This is a genomic window from Candidatus Aquicultor sp., assembly GCF_054640775.1.
Map to the genome: position 1 here is coordinate 1 of NZ_JBTSLF010000248.1, position 3,286 is coordinate 3,286.

General features: G+C 48.0%; 2 protein-coding genes. Both read left to right on the forward strand.

Annotation, left to right across the window (positions count from 1 at the left end; genetic code table 11):
* The first annotated feature begins 200 nt into the window (after nt 1-200).
* Nucleotides 201-1,757 (forward strand): HD domain-containing phosphohydrolase, encoded by a 1,557-nt coding sequence (locus tag ACYC56_RS13590; protein ID WP_461374713.1) that lies wholly within the window; start codon nt 201-203, stop codon nt 1,755-1,757.
* Between the two features lie 157 nt (nt 1,758-1,914).
* On the forward strand, nt 1,915-3,286 hold a 1,372-nt coding region (locus ACYC56_RS13595), incomplete at its 3' end, for a PAS domain-containing protein (protein WP_461374714.1).

The following is a 3,286-nucleotide window of genomic DNA, read 5'->3' on the forward strand; positions in this document are numbered from 1 at the left end:
AGAAAAGGAGTTTGGGTTTGAATAATATTCAATTTCGGATTTCGTGTTGCGGATTTGGGAGTGAAAAGGCTGAGGGAAATACAGGGAACAGGCAAATAATCAAGAGGAATACAGAGGGGTATTAAATACAAAGCTTTGCTTTGGGTTATTCATGAGTTCAATGGCCCACAGTGGAGGAGTGAATCGAGGAGGTCTTACCAATGAAAAAGGAAGCTAAAACAAAAAAAGAACTCATTAAAGATCTATTGGACCTGAGTCAGCAGCCCACTGAATTGGAAAAGTCACGGTCTGAGACCCAAAATTCACTACAGAAATTGCGAGCGTCAGAAACCCGATACCGACGTCTCTTTGAAACGGCCCAAGACGGGATATTGATTCTCAATGCGGAAACCGGTTCGATCGAAGACGTCAATCCGTATATGATTGATATGTTGCATTACTCCTACGAGGAGTTCCAGGGAAAGCAGCTTTGGGAGGTCAGTCCTTTCAAAGACACTGTCTTGAATCAAGTCGCCTTTGCAGAGTTACAAGACAAGGGATATATCAGGTATAAAGATTTACCTCTTGAGACAAAAGAAGGGAAACGTATCGCTGTAGAGTTTGTCAGCAACGTCTACAAGTCTAATGGGAATAAGGTGATCCAATGTAACATCCGGAATATCACCGAACGCAAGCAGGCGGAGGGGGCTTTGGAGGAAAGTGAAAACAAATATCGCCTGCTGGCCGATAATGTCAATGATGTTATTTTCGTTTTGGATATGAATCTGAAATACACCTATGTCAGCCCTTCCGTAAAAATTCTTAGGGGATATGATCAGGAGGAGGTTTTGAAACAACCCTCTTTTGAGACATTGACCCCTTCCTCCTGGGATTTGGCCATGGGGACCCTGTCTGAGACTATGGAGCTGGAAAAATTAGGACCTCGAGCTATTCCCGGATCCCGGACACTTCAGCTGGAAATGAGGCGAAAAGATGGGTCAACGGTGTGGACGGAGGTGAAGTTTTCCTTTATCAGAGGTGAAAATCAACAACCAGTGGGCATTCTGGGTGTAACTCGGGATATTACCGAACGCAGGCAAACTTCAATAGAGCTTCAGATAAGTTTAGAAAAACTCAGAAAAGCCCTGGGCGGGATCATCCAGGTTGTTTCCGCTACCGTGGAGACCAGAGATCCCTATACTTCCGGCCACCAGCGTCGGGTAGCCGACTTGGCCCGGTCTATCGCCCAGGAGATGGGGCTCCCCAAAAACCAGGCGGATGGTTTGCAAATGGCCGGCATTATTCATGACTTGGGAAAAATTGCCGTCCCGGCTGAAATCCTCAGTAAACCTACGAAATTAACTGATCTTGAATTTGGTTTGATCAAGGTCCATCCACAAATAAGTTATGACATCCTGAAAGATATAGATTTTCCATGGCCGGTGGCTGAAATCATTCTTCAGCATCATGAACGGATGAACGGCTCCGGGTACCCTCAAGGGTTGAAAGGTGACCGCATTCTTCTCGAAGCCCGGATCCTTATGGTGGCTGACGTGGTCGAGGCCATGGCCTCTTATCGTCCTTATCGTCCGGCCCTGGGGATCGATATCGCTCTGGAGGAGATAGAGAAGAACAAAGGGATATTGTATGATCCGGAGGTGGTGGAAGTGTGCCTGCGACTGTTCAAAGAAATGGGATTTGGGTTTGAGAAAATTCCGATTGGGGATTTGGGACTGAGGATTGCGGAAAGAAAATTGGGAATCGAGGATAGGCATTAGAAAGCAGAGGAAAAGAAAGTGGAGATTAAGGTTAGTTGCCGGTTGTCTTCATTTCGGATCGCGGAAGGAAGCAAGAGGCTGGGAAGTTGAAGGGGGTTGTCGCCGAACAACGAAGGCAAGCATTGAATGATTAGTGAAGATTTCAGAGGAAAAGGCAATGAAAGAAAAAAGGAAGCCGGAAGAAAAAAAGAGCAGCGAACAACTGCTGAGGGATACCCCTGTGAGGGATACCCCTGAGGGGAAACTCGCGAGATCTTCCGGCATACTAACGGAGCTGAAAGAAAGGACCTCTGAGGAACTTCTCCACGAACTCCAGGTGCATCAGATTGAGTTGGAGATGCAAAACGAAGAACTCCGAAAGGCCCAGCTGGCCCTGGAAGAATCCAGACAACGATTTTCAGATCTTTATGATTTTGCCCCGGTAGGGTACTTTACTTTCACCCCGGAAGCCCTGATCAAAGAGGTAAACCTCACCGGTTCAACCCTCCTGGGGGTAGTCCGTCAAAACCTGATCAACCTCTGGTTTCGAAGAATAGTAACAGCCAAAGACCAGGACCTATGGGATCAGCATTTCTTAAAGGTGTTACAGGAGGGAGAAAAGCAGGCTTGTGACCTTATGCTCAAGAGAGAGGATGGTTCTACCTTTTATGCCGGTCTGGAGAGTATCCGGAGGGAGGAAAATAGAGGAGAATTTGAAGTCCATACAACGGTAACCGACATCACCGAGCGCAAGCGGGTAGAGGAGACCCTGCAGGAGAGCGAGGAACGCTATCGTGATCTGGTCGAAAGCAGCCAAGACCTGATCTGCACCCATGACTTGGATGGAAACCTGCTTTCCGTGAATGAGGCACCGGTTAGAGCTCTGGGGTATTCCCGGGAATTTTTGATGCAAGTGAAAATGAGAGATCTTCTTACTCCTGAACAGCATGACCAGTTCGAAGCCTACTTAAAAAAAATAAAAGAAGAAGGACGGGCCAGCGGTATCCTCCGGTTACAAACCGCCAGCGGCGAAACCCGCTACTGGGAATATAACAATACCTTGCGGACCGAAGGCGTGGTTGTTCCTATGGTACGCGGCATGGCTCATGATGTCACCGAACGCAGGAAGGCGGAGGAGGCGCACCGTCATGAACATGAGCGCGCCCAAGGCTACCTGGATACGGTAGAAACCATAATCGTTGCCCTTAACACCGAGGGAAGGATAACCACCATCAACAGAAAGGGCTGCCAGCTTTTTGGCTGTGAGGAAGATGAACTGATCGGCCAGCCCTGGTTTTCTACTTGTCTGCCTCAGCCGGATGGCATGGAAAAAATGTTTCCTTTTTTTTTGAAGCTTCTAAGCGGTGAAATAGAGGGGACTGAATATTACGAAAATCCCATTGTCACCCAGGGTGGCGAGATACGGCAGATCGCTTGGCATAATGCCTTGCTGCGCGATAAAAAAGGTCAGGTAATTGGCGCCCTCAGCTCCGGAGAAGACATCACCGAACGGATGCGGATGGAGACGTTGCTCAAAGAAAGCGAAAAGA

Coding starts and splice junctions, on each gene's coding strand:
- ACYC56_RS13590 (WP_461374713.1), top strand. CDS start 201: ATGAAAAAGGAAGCTAAAACAAAAAAAGAACTCATTAAAGATCTATTG.